The organism is Cupriavidus sp. SS-3 (assembly GCF_035818815.1).
Classification (GTDB): Bacteria; Pseudomonadota; Gammaproteobacteria; order Burkholderiales; family Burkholderiaceae; genus Cupriavidus; species Cupriavidus taiwanensis_C.
Map to the genome: position 1 here is coordinate 79,053 of NZ_JAYLVT010000019.1, position 15,987 is coordinate 95,039.

At 69.3% G+C, this 15,987-nt stretch carries 12 protein-coding genes; 8 read left to right on the forward strand and 4 right to left on the reverse strand.

Annotated features, from left to right (window positions below):
• The first annotated feature begins 34 nt into the window (after positions 1–34).
• Positions 35–985 carry a LysR family transcriptional regulator gene (locus U9J39_RS23915; RefSeq protein ID WP_115683436.1) on the forward strand — a complete coding sequence of 317 codons (951 nt, stop codon included), beginning with the start codon at positions 35–37 and terminating at the stop codon, positions 983–985.
• Between the two features lie 48 nt (positions 986–1,033).
• Here U9J39_RS23915 and U9J39_RS23920 read toward each other — a convergent pair whose 3' ends face one another.
• Both U9J39_RS23920 and U9J39_RS23925 read right to left on the reverse strand, forming a co-directional pair.
• A complete protein-coding gene (locus tag U9J39_RS23920; protein WP_326348261.1) occupies positions 1,034–3,244 on the reverse strand; it encodes an amylo-alpha-1,6-glucosidase in 2,211 nt (736 codons plus the stop codon).
• 32 nt (positions 3,245–3,276) lie between these two features.
• A complete protein-coding gene (locus U9J39_RS23925) occupies positions 3,277–4,356 on the reverse strand; it encodes a glycosyltransferase family 4 protein (protein ID WP_326348262.1) in 1,080 nt (359 codons plus the stop codon).
• A gap of 374 nt (positions 4,357–4,730) precedes the next feature.
• Here U9J39_RS23925 and U9J39_RS23930 point away from each other — a divergent pair, with 374 nt between their 5' ends.
• The 6 genes from U9J39_RS23930 to U9J39_RS23955 all read left to right on the forward strand — a co-directional run bounded on the left by U9J39_RS23930 (position 4,731) and on the right by U9J39_RS23955 (position 9,720).
• A complete protein-coding gene (locus U9J39_RS23930) occupies positions 4,731–4,862 on the forward strand; it encodes a hypothetical protein (RefSeq protein ID WP_277343545.1) in 132 nt (43 codons plus the stop codon).
• A 111-nt stretch (positions 4,863–4,973) separates the two neighbouring features.
• Entirely contained in the window at positions 4,974–5,837 is an 864-nt protein-coding gene (locus U9J39_RS23935; RefSeq protein WP_111516884.1) for a branched-chain amino acid ABC transporter permease, read from the forward strand.
• A gap of 10 nt (positions 5,838–5,847) precedes the next feature.
• Entirely contained in the window at positions 5,848–6,879 is a 1,032-nt protein-coding gene (locus tag U9J39_RS23940) for a branched-chain amino acid ABC transporter permease (RefSeq protein WP_326348263.1), read from the forward strand.
• Positions 6,872–7,636 (forward strand): ABC transporter ATP-binding protein, encoded by a 765-nt coding sequence (locus U9J39_RS23945; RefSeq protein ID WP_012356559.1) that lies wholly within the window; start codon positions 6,872–6,874, stop codon positions 7,634–7,636. Before U9J39_RS23940 ends, U9J39_RS23945 begins: the two co-directional genes overlap by 8 nt.
• The gene (locus tag U9J39_RS23950) at positions 7,623–8,330 is read left to right on the forward strand and encodes an ABC transporter ATP-binding protein (protein WP_115713715.1); all 708 of its coding nucleotides are present in this window, start codon (positions 7,623–7,625) and stop codon (positions 8,328–8,330) included. Before U9J39_RS23945 ends, U9J39_RS23950 begins: the two co-directional genes overlap by 14 nt.
• 217 nt (positions 8,331–8,547) lie before the next feature.
• On the forward strand, positions 8,548–9,720 hold the full coding sequence (locus U9J39_RS23955; protein ID WP_326348264.1) for an ABC transporter substrate-binding protein: 1,173 nt from the start codon (positions 8,548–8,550) through the stop codon (positions 9,718–9,720).
• 94 nt (positions 9,721–9,814) lie between these two features.
• On the opposite strand, the gene U9J39_RS23960 is transcribed toward U9J39_RS23955, so the two are convergent.
• On the reverse strand, positions 9,815–12,445 hold the full coding sequence (locus tag U9J39_RS23960; RefSeq protein ID WP_326348265.1) for a DUF6600 domain-containing protein: 2,631 nt from the start codon (positions 12,443–12,445) through the stop codon (positions 9,815–9,817).
• Positions 12,446–12,731: 286 nt separating this feature from the next.
• Positions 12,732–14,060 carry a putative bifunctional diguanylate cyclase/phosphodiesterase gene (locus U9J39_RS23965; RefSeq protein WP_116314108.1) on the reverse strand — a complete coding sequence of 443 codons (1,329 nt, stop codon included), beginning with the start codon at positions 14,058–14,060 and terminating at the stop codon, positions 12,732–12,734.
• A 210-nt stretch (positions 14,061–14,270) separates the two neighbouring features.
• Between U9J39_RS23965 and U9J39_RS23970 the strand changes: the two genes are divergently transcribed.
• Positions 14,271–15,965, forward strand: coding sequence for a methyl-accepting chemotaxis protein (locus U9J39_RS23970; protein ID WP_115713718.1), 1,695 nt, complete (start codon positions 14,271–14,273; stop codon positions 15,963–15,965).
• The last annotated feature ends 22 nt before the right edge of the window (positions 15,966–15,987 follow it).

The window sequence follows — 15,987 nt, forward strand, 5'->3', positions numbered from 1 at the left end:
GTTATCGCGTCCGCCCCCGGCGCAGCAAGCCCCCGTGTCCATCGCCCCCGACAAGCTGGTCCACAACCTGGTATCGCGGCTGCGCCTGCGCCACCTGCCGCTGCTGCTCGCGCTGGCGCGGCAGCGCTCGGTGTCGCGCGTGGCGGCCGAGCTCAACCTGTCGCAGCCCGCCGTCACCAAGACCCTGCGCGAGATCGAAGACATCTTCATGGTGCCGCTGTTCACCCGCACCCGGCGCGGACTGGAGCCCACGCCCACCGGCCTGGCGGTGCTGGCGCACGCCCGGCTGACACTGGCCGATGCCGATGCGCTGGGGCGCGAACTGGCGGCGATCGAAGCTGGCCTGTCGGGCCGGCTGCGCCTGGGCGTGATTCCCTACATCAGCCGCGGCGTGCTCGATGCGGCCTGCACCTTCGGCCTGGCGCAGACCCCGCGGGTGTCGGTGCTGGTGCGCGAAGGCACCACCGACGAGCTGGTCGGCGCACTGCGCGAGCATGAACTGGACTGCGTCATCGCGCGCACCTTCTTTGCGCCGGGCGCGGACATCGTGCAGCAGCCGCTGTATCGCGAAGAGCCGGCGCTGGTCGTGCCCACCGCGGCCGCCACCCGGCTGGCGCGCGGCGCGCTCGACTGGCACCGGCTGGCCGAACGCGACTGGATCCTGCCGCCGCCCAACACGCCGATACGGCGCACCATCAACACCATCTTCGCGGTCGCGGGGGTGGCGCAGCCGACGCCGATGGTCGAGACGTATTCGATCAAGACCATGGCCACGCTGATGCGCAGGCATCCGGCGGCGACGACCATCGTGCCCAGGGCCGTTGCCAGCGAACTGGCCGAGGCCAGGGGCGCGGCGGTGCTGCCGCATGCGCTGAGCTGGGACCTGCCGCCGGTGGGCGTGATGTGGCGGCGCCAGCCGGTGGAGGACGATGTGGTCGCGGCGCTGGTGGCGTGCCTGCGCGCGCTGCCGGCAGACCTCGCGTAGCGCGCGGCGCGCGCCCCGGCAAGGCCCGCGCCCGCTCACCGCCAGAGCCTAATTCCGCGTCAATACCCGCACCGGCCCGCGCCGCTCCAGCACGTCTACCACCACGCGCTCGCCGGAACGTCGCACCGCGACGTCGGCGCTGCCGCCGCCGACGCCGAGGTTGCGGAACACCACCTCGTCCAGGAACGGCGGCAGCGACGGGTTCTCGAACGTGATCGCCGGTTCCTGCGTGTCGAAGTCCAGGCCCAGGCAGGCCTGCAGCATCAGCAGCGGCGCGGCCGCGGCCCAGGCCTGCGGCGCGCACGCCACCGGATAGAAGGTCGGTCCCTGGCTGCGTTGCCGCGCGAAGCCGCAGAACAGTTCGGGCAGGCGGCGCAGGTCGATATAGCTCGAGGCCGCGAACAGGCCCTCGAAGATGCGGCTCGCTTCGGGGTGGTAGCCGTAGCGCGCCATGCCCGCCGCGATCAGGGCATTGTCATGCGGCCAGACCGAGCCGTTGTGGTAGCTCATCGGGTTGAAGCGCGCCGCGTCCGCGGCGACGGTGCGGATACCCCAGCCACAGAACGACGTACTCTGCATCAGCGTGCTCACGACCGAGGGCGCGCGCTCCGGCAGCGCGATGCCGGTAAACAGCGTATGCCCCGCGTTGGAGGCGCGGATGCGGCACGGCTGCTTCTGGCCATCCAGTGCCAGCACGTAAGTGCCCAGCGCGGGGTCATAGAAGTGCTTGTCGAAGGCGTCGCGCAGCACTTCCGCCCTGGCGGCATAGCGAGCGGCGCCCTCGCTGTCGTCCAGCGCCGCGCGGATCTGCGCCGCGGCCTGCCAGGCGCCGTAGGTGTAGGCCTGGACCTCGGCCAGCGCGATCGGGCCGGCGGCGAGCCGCCCGTCCTCGTGGAACACCGAATCGCGGCTGTCCTTCCAGCCCTGGTTGATCAGGCCCTCCGGCGACTGCCGGCCGTATTCGACGAACAGGTCGCCATCGCGGTCGCCGTACTCGCCGATCCAGTCCAGCGCGGCCTGTAGTCGGGGCCACAGCGCGCGCACGGTGTCGACATCACCGGTGCGCCGCAGGTAGGCGCCGGCCAGCAGCACGAACAGCGGCGTGGCATCGACGCTGCCGTAGTAGAGCGCGAACGGCACCTCGCCCAGCCGCGCCATTTCGCCATGGCGCATCTCGTGCAGGATCTTGCCGGGCTCGGCATCGGCGCCAGGATCGACGGTCTCGGCCTGCATCGCGGCAAGGTACTGCAGCACGCCGCGCGCGATCTCGGGATCGAGCCATAGCGTCTGCAACGCGGTGATCAGCGCATCCCGGCCGAATACCGTACTGAACCACGGGATGCCGGCATACGGGTAAGGTCCGTGCACGGTGTTGGTCAGCAGCATGTACAGGTCGGAGATGCTGCGCCGCGCGACTTCGTTGAACAGCTCGTTCGAGGTGGTGATCGACGCCGCGCGCCCGGACGAGCGCCGCAGCTCGCGCCGGGACTGCAGCAGCGCGCCGAGAAAGGACTGGGCCCCGCGCTCTTCATGCTCCACCGACTGGCAGCGGATCTCCATGCGCAGCAGCTGCATGCACGACGGCTTGAGCAGCAGCGTGAAGCTGGCGCGGCTGCCGCTCAGCTCCTGCGGCTTCGGATCGAACGAGAGCCGGGTTTCGCGCCGCGCCTCGTCCAGGCCGGTATAGCTGAGCGTGACCGCGGCGCCGTCGACTTGCGGCGGGTGCAGGGTGCCGCGCCGCAGCCGCTGCGTGCCGCGTACTTCGAACAGGTCGGCAAAGTCCGCATCGAAGGCGATGTCGATGCACACGCGCCGCGGCCGGTCGTCGAAGTTGCGCACGCTCAGGCGTTCATAGCAGGCGCCGTTCCACAGGAAGCGCGAGCGGCGCAGGTGGATCAGGTCGTGCTCGAGCCACAACGCGCCCTCCTGGTCGAACAGGTCCGGGTTGGTCAGGTCGCACGTCAGCGCGGCATTGTCGTCACGCAGCGTCGACGACAGCAGCATCGGACGCTGCCCTTCCACCGTCAGCCGCAGGAAGGACAGGTGGCGCGTGTCGAAATGGAACAGCCCCTCGGGGCTGCCCGGCGCACCGATCGCGTCGCCGTTATGGTCGAACAGCGCGAAGGTGTCGCCATGCTTGAGCGTGCGCGGGCGCCGCTCCTGCAGCGACGCCGCCGCGGGGATATAGAACTGCGCGACGTCGCCGGCGCCGGCGACCGCCACCGAGCGGTTGGGATGTTCCGAGGATTCTGCAGGCATGAGGGGGTCTCTCCAGCAGTGGTCGTGTGCGGTTATGCGAGCGCCAGTCCGTCGGCCTCGCCATGTGTCTCGCCCGCGTCGCCGGGGTTGGGCAAGCCCTGGTAGATGCGCACGTAGTCGCGCGCCATCCGCTCCGCGGTAAAGCGCGCTTCGAACGCGGCGCGCACGCCGGCGCGCGGCAGCGTCGCCGCGCTGGCGACAGCGGCCACCGCTTCGTCGACGCTGTGCACGATATAGCCGCTGATGCCCGGCTCGATCACCTCGGGCACCGAACCGCAGTCGAATGCAATCACCGGCGTGCCGCACGCCATGGCCTCGATCATCACCAGGCCGAACGGCTCGGGCCAGGCGATCGGGAACAGCAGCGCGCGCGCATTGCCGAGGAACGCCGACTTGGCAGACTCGTCGATTTCACCGATGTATTCGACTTCGGCATGCGCCGCCACCAGCGGGCGGATCACTTCCTGCCAGTAGGTGCGGTCGACCCGGTCGACCTTGGCCGCCATCTTCAGCGGCAAACCCGCGCGCGCGGCCACCTCGATGGCATGGTCGGGCCGCTTTTCCGGCGAGATGCGGCCAAGGAATGCCAGGTAGTCGCCCGCCGGACTGGCGCAGTAGTCCAGCAGCGTCGCCGGGATGCCGTGGTGGACCGTGCCTACCCAGTTCACCGGCGGCATCGGCGCGCGCTGCGCGTCGGAGACCGACACCAGCGGGAATTGCGGGAAATGCGCATAGAAGGGCTGCAGCTCCGGCAAGTCCAGCCGCCCGTGCAAGGTGGTCACCGCGCGCACCGGCAGGCGCCGCAGCAGCGGGCATTGCAGCATGTCGATATGGAAATGCAGGACATCGAAGCGCGCGGCGGCCGCCATCACGCGGTCCAGCATCATCACGTAGTAGGGCAGATGGTCGCCGACGTCCGCATCGAGGCGCAGCGCCATGTCGCAGCACGGCACCAGTTCGGCGCCGGTGACCGAGTCGCCGCTGGCGAACAGCGTGACCTCGTGGCCCTGGCACACCAGTTCTTCCGTCAGGTACGAAACGATGCGCTCGGTGCCGCCATACAGGCTGGGCGGGCAGCGTTCGGCTAGTGGTGCAATCTGCGCAATCTTCATCGGCTCTCCCCCCTGGTCATCAGCAAACTGCAGGGTGGATAGCCGCGACAGTGCCTTGGGGCTGATGAAGGCACCATAGAAAGCGGCGGGGGCTTTTTCAAGCTGGTCCGGACCATGCAGGCGCGGCATGGAAACCATGTAGCGCAGCGATGATGACGGCCCTGCCCGTCAGGGCTTACCCGGAGGCGCGGCCACTGCTATTTCGCGGTGCGGAATAGCGGGCCGCTTTCCTTGACGGTGCCCGCGCGCCTATGCAAAAGTCGGCGAAAACGAACGATCGTGCGGGAACGCTTTCCCGACACGGCGTCACCGGACGGCAAGGTCGTCCGGCTTGCCGGGCGGCCATCGCGCCGCATCGCACAGGAGACACCGCCATGCAGCATCCGCAGCACCGCATTGCGCACCACCATTGCCTCGACCCGCACGTGGACGTGGCGCTTCCGCGCAACAACGCCCGCACCGTCGCACGCACTCCGGCACGACAACCCGCGCTGCCGTCGGCCTGACCCACAGCGCCCGAGTTTCACCTGCGCGGCCGCACCTGGCGTCGCCGCGACGGAACACGCACGGCCATTGCCGGCGCGTGCCTGCTTTCCCGAACCGTAAGAGGTACCCCCGTGGCATTGTTCCTTCAACAGTTCCTGAACGGCCTGACGCTGGGCGGCGTGTACAGCCTGGTGGCGCTTGGCCTGACGCTGGTCTACGGCATCCTGCACGTGCCCAATTTCGCGCACGGCGCCTTCTACATGGCCGGCGCCTACGTGTCGTACTACCTGATGACGGCGCTGGGCGTGAACTACTGGCTGGCGATGCTGGGCGCGGCGCTGGTGGTGGCGGTGCTGTCGATGCTGGCCGACCGGCTGGTGTTCCACCCGCTGCGCAACTCGCCCGAGCTGCACGACATGATCGCCGCCATCGGCATCCTGCTGTTCCTGGAGGCCGGTGCGCAGGCGCTGTGGGGCGCGGACTTCCACCGCATGCCCACGCCCTATGGCCAGATCGTCGACGTGTTCGGCCTGACCGCGCCGCTGCAGCGCCTGCTGATCATCGGCGCCGCCTTTGCGCTGATGGTGCTGCTGCACCTGTTCCTGACCCGCACCATGACCGGCGCCACCATCATGGCGATGGCGCAGAACCGTGAAGGCGCGGCGCTGGTCGGCATCGATGCCACGCGCGTAACGCTGCTGGTGTTCGCCATCTCCGGCGCGCTGGCCGCGATCGCCGCCACGCTGTACGCGCCGATCAACCTGGTCTACCCCAGCATGGGCAACCTGGTGATCACCAAGGCCTTCGTCATCATCATCCTCGGCGGCATGGGCAGCATCCCCGGCGCCATCGTCGGCGGGCTGATCATCGGCATGGCCGAGAGCTTCGGCGGCTTCTACGTTTCCACCGACTACAAGGACATCATCGCCTTCGTGCTGCTGGTGGTGATCCTGTCGATCCGGCCGCAGGGCCTGTTTGCCGGCAAGGCAGCCTGAGGAGCAAGACATGAAAGCACTGCAAGGAAAGACCGGCTGGATGCTGTTGCTGGCGCTGGCGATCGCGTTCCCGCTGGTCACGCCCAACAGCTACTACCTGACCGTGATGACGCTGGCCTTCATCTATGCCATTGCCACGCTCGGGCTGAACCTGATCACCGGCTATACCGGTCAGCTGAACCTGGCGCACGGCGGCTTCATGGCCATCGGCGCCTACACGCTGGGGATCCTGACCGTCGACTACCAGGTGCCGTTCTGGCTGGCCTTCGTGCTGGCCGGGGTGCTGTGCATGGTGCTGGGCTATGTGGTCGGCGTGGTGTCGCTGCGCCTGAAGGGCCATTACTTCTCGATCTTCACCATGTGCGTGGGCTACATCATCTACCTGCTGATCGAGAAGTGGGAAAGCCTGACGCACGGCACGGTGGGGCTGATCGGCATCCCGGTGCCGGCGGCGATCGGGCCGCTCGGCTTCGACAGCGTGCAGGCGCAGTATTACCTGGTGCTGGCCTTCCTGGCGGTCGGCGTGTTCCTGATGCACCGTATCGTCACCTCGCTGCTGGGCCGCAGCTTCATGGCCGTGCGCAACAGCGACGCGCTGGCCGAGGCGCTGGGCATCAACCTGATGCGCACCAAGGTGCTGTCGTTCGTGCTGTCGGTGGGCTATGCCGGCTTTGCCGGCGCGCTGTACGCGGGACAGGTGCGCTTCCTGGGCCCGGACATCGCCCGCACCGACCTGACTTTCGACATGGTGATGTCGATGCTGGTGGGCGGCATCGGCACGCTGTTCGGGCCGCTGCTGGGCGCGGTGCTGGTGCCGTGGATCACGCAGTCGCTGCAGTTCATGCAGGACTACCGCATGCTGGTGTTCGGGCCGGTGCTGGTGCTGCTGATCATCTTCGTGCCCGACGGCATCGTCGGCTCTTACCTGAAGAAGCAGGCGCGCAAGGCCGCCGCCGAGCGCCGCGGCAAGCTGGCCCAGCCCACTGCCGCGAGCCACACCGCCGCTGTACCAACCACCCGCGCCGGAGCCGACCATGCTTGAGATCCGCAACCTGACCAAGAAATTCGGCGGCCTGACCGCCGTGCACGATGTCTCGGTGACCTTCGAGCAGGGCCATATCAACGCCATCATCGGTCCCAACGGCGCCGGCAAGACCACCTTCTTCAACCTGGTCGCGGGCACCCATGCGCCCTCCTCCGGCCAGATCCTGTTCAAGGGCCAGGACGTGGCCGGCCTGCGCGCCGACCAGATCGCGCGCCTCGGCGTGGCCCGCACCTTCCAGGCGACCGCGCTGTTCGACCGCGCCACCGTGCTCGACAACCTGATCGTCGGCCACCGGCTGCGCACCCGTTCCGGGCTGGGCGACGTGCTGTTCAACACCCGCCGCCTGCGCGAGGAAGAGCGGCTGTGCCGCGACAAGGCCGAGGCCGCGCTCGACTTCGTCGGCCTGTCGCACCTGGCGCACGAAGTCGCGGCCGACATCACGCAGGAGGCGCGCAAGCGCGTGGCGTTCGCGCTGGCGCTGGCGACGGACCCGGAACTGCTGCTGCTCGACGAGCCCGCCGGCGGCGTCAACCCCGAAGAGACCGTCGGCCTGGCCGAGCTGATCCGCAAGATGGTGCGCCATGGCAAGACCGTCTGCCTGATCGAACACAAGATGGACATGATCATGCGCCTGGCCGACAAGATCATGGTGCTGAACTACGGCGAGAAGATTGCCGAAGGCACCCCCGCGCAGATCCAGCAGGATCCGCATGTCATCGAGGCCTACCTGGGAGCCGACCATGTTGCAGCTTGAACGCGTCTCGCTGTCGTACGGCAGCTTCCGCGCGCTGGACAACATCACCCTGCATGCCGGCGCCGGCGAGCTGGTGGTACTGCTGGGCGCCAACGGCGCCGGCAAGAGTTCGATCTTCCTGGCGATGAGCGCGATCCACCGCATCAGCGGCGGCAGCATGCGCTTCGACGGGCGCGAGCTGTCCGGCATGAAGCCGTCGCAGATCGTGCAGGCGGGACTGGTGCATTGCCCCGAGGGACGCAAGCTGTTCCCGGCCATGAGCGTGGAGAAGAACCTGGTGCTGGGCGCGTATGTGCACCGGCGCGACGGCGCGGGCATCCGCAGGACGCTGGAAGAGGTCTATGAACTGTTCCCGATCCTGCGGCAGAAAAAAGACGATGCGGCCGGCTCGCTGTCCGGCGGGCAGCAACAGATGGTAGCGCTGGGACGCGCGCTGATGAGCCGCCCGCGCGCGCTGCTGCTCGACGAACCGTCGCTGGGGCTGGCGCCGCTGGTGGTCAAGCAGATGTTCGAGATCATCCAGCGCATCAACCGCGCGGGGACCACGGTGCTGCTGGCTGAGCAGAACGCTTATGCGGCGCTGGGGATTGCGCATCGCGCTTACGTGATCGAGAGCGGCAGGATCGTGATGGAGGGGGATCGGGATGCGTTGCTGAAGGATGAGGGGATTCGCAAGGCGTACATCGGGGGATAGAAGCGAAGGCCTTTTCCATCCCGATTGGGTACTCCCTCTCCCGCTTGCGGGAGAGGGTTGGGGTGAGGGCCGGCGTCGCAACGAAGTTTCGCGTTGGCATAACCACTGCCTGCCCTCACCCCCTGCCCCTCTCCCGCGAGCGGGAGAGGGGAGCAAACAGGCGGTCGAGCACTACACAGCAGACAAGACAAGCGCAGTACTTTCAGGAGACAACACCATGCAACACAACCTCATGCGCCGCATCATCCCGCTGGCCGCCACCGCCGTGGCCGCGATGCTGGCTTCGGGCGCCGCGCTGGCGCAGGAAGTAGTCAAGATCGGCTATACCGGACCGCTGTCCGGCGGCGCCGCGCTGTATGGCAAGAACGTGCTGTCGGGCGTGCAGATGGCGGTGGACGAGATCAATGCCTCCGGCCTGGAAGTCAAGGGCAAGAAGGTCAAGCTGGAGGTGGTGGCGCTGGACGACAAGTACTCGCCCGCCGAGGCCGCCATCAACGGGCGCCGCCTGGTGCAGCAGCACAAGACCCCGGCGGTGTTCGTGCCGCATTCGGGCGGCATCTTCGCGCTGCAGGCCTTCAACGAGCAGGAGAAGTTCCTGGTGATGGCCTATTCCAGCGTGCCGCGCATCACCGATGCCGGCAACAAGCTGACCATCCGCATCCCGCCGGCCTATACCGGCTATATCGAGCCGTTCATCAAGGCGCAGATGAAGCGCTACGGCAAGAACGTGGCGCTGGCCCCGGCCGACCACGACTACGCCAAGGCCTGGGTGCAGGCCTTCCTGCCGGCGTGGGAAGCCGCCGGCGGCAAGGTGGTGGCGAACAACCCGATGTCGTACACCAAGGCCACCGACTTCTACAGCGGCGTGTCGCGCGCCATCAGCGAGAAGCCGGACGTGATGTTCGTCGGCGGCCCGTCGGAGCCGACCGCGCTGGTGGTCAAGCAGGCGCGCGAGCTGGGCTTCAAGGGCGGCTTTATCGTGATGGACCAGGCCAAGATGGACGAGATGGCCCGCGTCACCAACGGCCTGGGCATGCTGGAGGGCTCGATTGGCGTGCTGCCACTGGTCAACGACAGCCGCCCCGCCACGCAGGCCTTCAACGCCCGGTACAAGAAGCTGCACGACGGGCGCGATGCCACCACCGAGATGTCGCTGAACTACACCATGGTGTATGCGCTGGCCGGGGCGATGAAGCTGGCCGGCACCACCAGCGACGCCGCGGCGATCCGCGCGAAGATGCCGGATGCGGTCAAGGGCCTGGCCAAGGAGGTCAATCCCAACGAAGTCGACGGCATCGACGCCAAGGGCGGCTCGATGGCCGACACCGTGGTCGGCTGGGTGCAGAACGGCAAGATCTCGCAGGTCCGCTTGTCCGAACTGGCGAAGTAAGGCGGCACACGCTGCCGGTACGGCACCGCGCCAGCACAAACCCCGGCATGCCTCGCGGCATGCCGGGGTTTTTCATTGCGACGGCCAGGCGTGACTAGCGGCGATCGCCGTCGCGGCCCTGGCGCGCCTCCATCTGGCCACGCTCGTGCTGCGCGCGCTGCTGCTGTTGCATCTGCCGCTGCTGGTCCATTTGCTGGCGCTGGTGCTCCTGCATCTGGCGTTGCTGCTCGTGCATCTGCCGTTGCTGCTGCTCGGCCTGGCGCTGCATGGCCTGCTGGCGCTGCTGCTCATGCATCGCCCGCTGCTGCTCCTGCATATGGCGCTGCTGCTGCTCGGCCTGCCGTTGCATGGCCTGCTGGCGTTGCTGCTCCTGCATGGCCCGCTGCTGCTCCTGCATATGGCGCTGCTGCTCGGCCTGGCGCTGCATGGCCTGCTGGCGCTGCTGTTCCTGCGCCGCGCGCTGCTGGTCCTGCATCTGGCGCTGCTGCTCCGCTTGCCGCTGCATCGCCTGCTGGCGCTGCTGTTCCTGTGCCGCGCGCTGCTGGTCCTGCATCTGGCGCTGCTGCTCCTGCACCGCGCGCTGCTGGTCCTGCATCTGGCGCTGCTGGTCCGCCTGCCGCTGCATGGCTTGCTGGCGCTGCTGCTCCTGCATCGCGCGCTGCTGCTCCTGCATCTGCCGCGGCTGCTGTTCGGCCTGGCGCTGCTGCGCTTCCTGCATCTGGCGCTGCTGTTCGAAGCGCTGGCGCTGCATCTCCTGCGACTGGCGCGCCGGGTCGGGGCGTTCCTGACCGTCGGCCCACTGGCGCGGCGGCATGCGCTGCTGGCGCTGCTCTTCCAGCTGCCGTTGCTGCTCGCGCAGGGCGCGCTGCTGCTCCATTTGCTGGCGCTGCTGTTCGCGCTGCATGGCCTGTTGCTGCCGCTGGGCGTCGCCGGGCACGTCCTGCTGCCCGGCAAAGCCGCGCGCCTCGTCGGGCCGGGTGCTCTGGCCGCGGCCAGGACCACGCCACGGCTCGCCCCGCGCATGCGCATCGTTGCGATCCGCGCGGCCGTCGCCGTCGGCATCGATACGTCCGGGGCGCTGCTGGACTGGGGCGTGGTCGCGCGATGCGATCGCGGCCTGGCTCATGCGCACGTCCGGCACCGGTCGTGCGTCGCGGCCGGGCCGGCGTTCGTTGCCGCCGCGCCAGGCCGGTCCCGCCCCGGGCACGACCCCGCCCTCGCGCGCAAAGCGCCGCGCCAGGTCTTCCGGGGCCGGGCGGCCGGGCGCGCGCGCGGCGATGGCCTGGCGCTCGAAGCCGTGGCGCGCCTGCGGCGGCAGCGGCCGCGGCGGCGCCGCGCCCACCAGGCTGCCCTTGACCGGCGCCACCGGCGGCGCGCCGTGGGCCTCGCCCGCCGGCACGTTGCGCCATTCGGGGCGGTGCAGGCCACGCGCCGGCCGTCCTTCGACAAAATTGCGCGCCGGCATGCCGGTGATGGCGCCGGGCACGTTGCGGTTGGCATAAGGCGGCGGGCGGCGGTCGCCCATCACGAAATTGTTGACCGTAACCCGGTTGATGCGGGCGACGTAGGTCGGGCTGGCGCGATAGACCGGCCGGTAGGCGTCGCGCGGTCCCAGCGGATACCAGGCCACGCCCGGTCCGCTGCCGACGCGCACACTCCAGTTGGGCCCGGCGGCGCCGACAAAGGCCACCAGCGCCGGGGCATAGCAGGGGCGCACGCGCGGCCCGGGGACCCAGCCCCAGCGCGAGCCCACATACGCCCAGCGGCCATAGTGCGAGGGCGCGAACCCCCACGGCGCATCATCGATCCAGGTCCAGCCCCAGGGCGCAATCCAGGCCCAGTGGCCGGCGCTGTACGGCACCCATCCCGCGCTGACCACGCGCGGGAACCAGATCGCGCCGTAGCCCGGGTCTTCCTGCCAGTCGCCATAGCCGTCCAGCGCGGCGTAGCCCGGCATCTCGCGCGGCACATAGCGGGCCGACTGCGAAGCGTCCTCGCGCGCGTCGCGCGCCGCGGTCCAGCGGTCGAACGCGTCTTCGGGCACCGCTCCGCCGCCGGCATCGGCCAGGTCGGTGCCGGCAAAGCGCATGCGGTCGCCGCGCTGCAGCTCGATGGTGCGGCTGTCGCCGTAGACCACCGCGCTGCCATGGCGCATGGTGACGGTGGTGGTGCTGCCGTCGGGCGCCACGTCGAGGCGGTAGTCGCCGGGCTCGCGCGGCACGAAGGCCAGGTTGGGGGTATCGATCTCGACGGTCTGGCCCGGCGGCAGCGCGCGCACCCGCACCTGCAGCGTGCCCTGGGTCAGCTTGACCTGGGCGGTGCTGTCGTCCAGGTTCAGGATGCTGGCGGCGGTGGCGCCGCCCATGCGCAGCGCCACCGTGCCGGCGTGCAGTTCGGCGCGTCCACCCTGGTCCAGCCAGAGCCGGTCGCCGGTGGTGACCGGCCGGTTCAGCCCGGCCGCGGCCCAGGCGTCCGAGCCGGCGGGCGCAAAGCTGAGATTGCCGTCGACCGCGGTCAGCGTGGCGATGCGCGAGGAAGGATCGGCCTGCTGCTGCGCGGCGTCGGCCACGGGGGCATCGAGATAGGGTTCGCCCGGCGCGGCGGGCACCTGCGCCAGTGCAGCAGCCGCCACTGCGAGGCCGGCTGCGGCCGCCAGCGCGGTCAGCGCCAGCCGGCCGCCAAGGCGACCTGGATAGCGGCCAGCGGATTGGAAAGGATCAGACATGGAAGGGGCAGGAGCGGGACCCGGCATGGGTCGGCGGGCAGGCCGGCCCACGCCGGCGGCCACCCTATTGTCACCATACATGGCCCCGGGTGCCGCGGCGCGTCCGGGGCGGGCACAGTTTGTAAGCTCGTATTTCGCCAGGCGCTGGCACCAGCCGGCCCGGCCGGTGTGGGCGGCAGGCTGCGGGCGGGCCGGCGGGCGGCACCGCCGTGGCCAGCGGGAATCGGCCGTCAAAGGTGGAAACAACTTCGGTGCGCGGGCGGACGGGCCCAAACTCGCTGCCGGCTCAGCCGGAGGCTTGCTGGCGCAGTATCTCGGTCAGGCGCTCGGCCGGCATCGGGCGCCCGTACAGGTAGCCCTGCGCCTCATGGCAGCCGTTGGCGAGCAGGAAATCGCGCTGCTCGGGGGTTTCCACGCCTTCGGCCACCACGCCGATGTGCAGGCTGGCGCCCACATTGATCACCGAGCGCACGATCGACGCGTCGACCGGGTCTTCGGTCACGTTGCGGATAAAGGACTGGTCGATCTTGAGCCGGTCCACCGGGAACGACTTGAGGAAGCTGAGCGAGGCATAGCCGGTGCCGAAGTCATCGCAGGTCAGCGTGATGCCGTCGCGGCGCAGCGCCTGCAGCTGGTCCGAGACCTCGTCGCCCTGCTGCAGGGCGATGGTCTCGGTGATCTCGATCTCGAGGCAGTCGGGCGCCAGCTCCAGCGCCCGCAGTACGTGGCGGACCTCGGTCAGCAGCCGGCTCTCGGACAGCTGGGCCGCGAACAGGTTGATCGCCACGCGCGGCGGCCGCGGAAACGCCAGCGCCCAGGCACGAGCCTGGGCGCACGCGGTCTGCAGCAGCCACATGCCGACATCGCTGGCGATGCTGCTGCCGGCCAGCGCGTCGATGAAGGCGGCCGGCGACAGCAGCCCGCGGGTGGGATGGCGCCAGCGCATCAGCGCCTCGGCGCCGTGGACGCGGCCGTCGCGCAGGTCGACCTGGGGCTGGTACAGCAGCTCGAACTGGCGCTGGGCGTAGGCTTCGTGCAGGGCCTGCACCAGCGACAGCCGCGTGGTCACGTCCGAGCGCATCTGCGGCTTGAAGAAGCGGATGGTGCGGCCGCCGTCGTGCTTGGCCCGCGCCAGCGCCAGGCTGGCCGCCGCCAGCATGTCCGAGCCCTGCTCGCCGGCCGCGGGCGCGACGCACGCGCCGATGCTGGCCAGCACGTGATGGCGGCGCCCGGCATGTTCGTGGGGAGAGGACAGCATCGACAGGATCGCGGCGCTGACGTGGCGTACCAGCGTGGGATCGGCAATGGAGGGCAGCATCACGCCGAATTCGTCGCTGCCGATGCGGCCGATGATGGCGTCGCGGGGCGACGCATCGCGCAGGCGGCGGGCCACGCGCTGCAGGACGATGTCGCCTTCGGCATGGCCATGCATGTCGTTGAAGGCGCGGAAGTCGTCAATGCCGATCAGCAGCAATGCGCAGCGCGGCACAGCCTCGCTATGCAGGCGTGCCTCCAGCCGTTTCAGAAAGCCCTGGCGATTGTCAACGCCGGTCAGCGGATCGAGATCCGAGCCTGGCGAGGCGCCAGCCGACTTCGCCCCCGACTTGGCCACCATCCCTGCCCCATCTGTAATTGTCGACATTGTTACCTGCTAGCAATTTAGCAAGTGTGACGAAAACTTGGAAAAAATCAAGCAGTTCCGATACTCGCCAAAACCCCTAGGCGCCGGCGCAACGCCGGCCGCGCCGCGATCCTGCTGCGCGTTGAATCGGGCGGCCGCATACAGTACCCTACCGCGCATTGGGGGCGCGCCCCTGCCCACCGCATGGTCTCACTCCGCCCCCGCGGCCCGCCTTGCCGGCATCGGCCACACCCTGAACAAGAACATCACCGGGATCTCACCGTGAATGAATGGACCATCCGCACGCGCATCCTGGCAAGCTTTTCACTGATCCTGCTTGTCATGGCACTGATGGGCGTGGTTGCCTATACCCGCCTGGTCGCGATCGAGCGCGGAACCGCGCTGATGCTGCAAGACGCGCTGCCCGGCCTGAACTACAGCACCGGCATCCGCGGCGTGTGGGGCGAGCGCTATGTGCTGGCGTGGCAGACCATCAACGCCACCGACGAGGCCGAGCGGCGGCGCTTCCAGCAGCAGGGCCAGGACGCCGCCGGCCGCCTGGACAAGCTCGAGCAGCAGTACGAATCCTCGATCACCCGCGACGACGACCGCGCTGCCTTCAAGGCCTATCGCGAGCTGCGCGCGCGCTACGAGCAGGCAGCCCAGGTCCTGTCCCGCCAGGCGGACTGGAACGGTGCCACCGCCGCGGCGGCGCTGCGCGGCGAGGCACATGACCGCTGGCTCGATGCGCGCCAGGCGACCCAGCGCCTGGTGGACGACAACAGCGCGGTCAGCGCGCGCGCCGCGCAGGGCATCGACGATGCCGTCAATGCCGCGAAGCTCGGCATCGAAGCGGCGCTGATCGTGGCGGTGGTGGTGGCGCTGGTCTGCGGCTACCTGCTGCTGCGCGCGATCACGGTGCCGATGCAGTCGATCGTCGGCCTGCTGGCCGGCATCCGCGCCGGCGACCTGCGCCTGCGCATGGCGCTGCGCCGCAAGGACGAATTCCACGAAGTCGAGGAGGGCTTCAACCAGATGACGGGCGAACTGACCTCGCTGGTGGGCCAGGCCCAGCGCACCGCGATCCAGGTCACCACCTCGGTCAACGAGATCGCCGCCACCGCGCGCCAGCAGCAGGCCACCGCCACCGAGACCGCCGCCACCACCACCCAGATCGGCGCGACCTCGCGCGAGATCTCGGCCACCGCGCGCGACCTGGTGCGCACCATCCACGAAGTCTCCAGCGCCGCCGAGCAGGCCGCGGGGTTGGCGGGCACCGGGCAGGTCGGGCTGTCGCGCATGGAAAGCACCATGCAGCATGTGATGGATGCCGCCGGCTCGGTCAACGCCAAGCTGGCCACCCTCAACGAGAAGGCCGGCAATATCAACCAGGTGGTGACCACCATCGCCAAGGTGGCCGACCAGACCAACCTGCTGTCGCTGAACGCCGCGATCGAGGCCGAGAAGGCCGGCGAATATGGCCGCGGCTTTGCCGTGGTGGCCACCGAGATCCGCCGCCTGGCCGACCAGACCGCGGTGGCCACCTACGACATCGAGCAGATGGTGCGCGAGATCCAGTCGGCGGTGTCGGCCGGAGTCATGGGCATGGACAAGTTCTCGGAGGAAGTGCGCCGCGGCATGTCCGAGGTCACGCAGGTGGGCGACCAGCTGTCGCAGATCATCGCCCAGGTGCAGTCGCTCGCGCCGCGCGTGCTGATGGTCAATGAAGGCATGCAGGCCCAGGCCGGGGGCGCCGAGCAGATCAACCAGGCGCTGATGCAGTTGTCCGAGGCCGCGCAGCAGACCGTGGAATCGCTGCGCCAGTCGAGCCAGGCGATCGACGAGCTGACGCTGGTCGCCAACGACCTGCGCAGCGGCGTGTCGCGCTTCAAGGTCTAGGCTGCCGGTTCCCGCACCGGCC

Coding starts and splice junctions, on each gene's coding strand:
- U9J39_RS23960 (WP_326348265.1), bottom strand. CDS start 12,445: ATGTCTGATCCTTTCCAATCCGCTGGCCGCTATCCAGGTCGCCTTGGC.
- U9J39_RS23925 (WP_326348262.1), bottom strand. CDS start 4,356: ATGAAGATTGCGCAGATTGCACCACTAGCCGAACGCTGCCCGCCCAGC.
- U9J39_RS23970 (WP_115713718.1), top strand. CDS start 14,271: ATGGTCTCACTCCGCCCCCGCGGCCCGCCTTGCCGGCATCGGCCACAC.
- U9J39_RS23950 (WP_115713715.1), top strand. CDS start 7,623: ATGTTGCAGCTTGAACGCGTCTCGCTGTCGTACGGCAGCTTCCGCGCG.
- U9J39_RS23920 (WP_326348261.1), bottom strand. CDS start 3,244: ATGCCTGCAGAATCCTCGGAACATCCCAACCGCTCGGTGGCGGTCGCC.
- U9J39_RS23930 (WP_277343545.1), top strand. CDS start 4,731: ATGCAGCATCCGCAGCACCGCATTGCGCACCACCATTGCCTCGACCCG.
- U9J39_RS23955 (WP_326348264.1), top strand. CDS start 8,548: ATGCAACACAACCTCATGCGCCGCATCATCCCGCTGGCCGCCACCGCC.
- U9J39_RS23940 (WP_326348263.1), top strand. CDS start 5,848: ATGAAAGCACTGCAAGGAAAGACCGGCTGGATGCTGTTGCTGGCGCTG.
- U9J39_RS23945 (WP_012356559.1), top strand. CDS start 6,872: ATGCTTGAGATCCGCAACCTGACCAAGAAATTCGGCGGCCTGACCGCC.
- U9J39_RS23965 (WP_116314108.1), bottom strand. CDS start 14,060: ATGGTGGCCAAGTCGGGGGCGAAGTCGGCTGGCGCCTCGCCAGGCTCG.